Source organism: Bacillus sp. SIMBA_008 (assembly GCF_046535495.1).
In the GTDB taxonomy this organism is placed as follows: Bacteria; Bacillota; Bacilli; order Bacillales; family Bacillaceae; genus Bacillus; species Bacillus subtilis.
Genome location: NZ_JAWRWL010001091.1, coordinates 1 through 243 on the forward strand (window position 1 = coordinate 1; position 243 = coordinate 243).

1 protein-coding gene is annotated in these 243 nt (G+C 59.7%); it reads right to left on the minus strand.

Annotation, left to right across the window (positions count from 1 at the left end):
• Positions 1–79: 79 nt before the first annotated feature.
• On the minus strand, positions 80–243 hold a 164-nt coding region (locus tag SB658_RS26785; RefSeq protein ID WP_410603534.1), incomplete at its 5' end, for a helix-turn-helix domain-containing protein.

Here is a 243-nt window from a genome sequence, read left to right on the forward strand (position 1 = left end):
GCAGGGCGCCAGGCAGGTGATACCGGGCGCCCTTCATGTAGAGAGATGTCTTAGAGAGCGGCTTCTGGAGTTTGCGGGCTCAGGCGCTGCGTGCCTTGCGACTTGCATACTGGCTATACATACGCTGATGGTTCAAGGCGTCCTGCTTTGGAGCGACCCCGAACATCCGCGAGTATTCGCGGCTGAACTGCGAGGCGCTCTCGTAACCGACTTGATAGGCCACTTGCTCGACGCTTGCTGCCT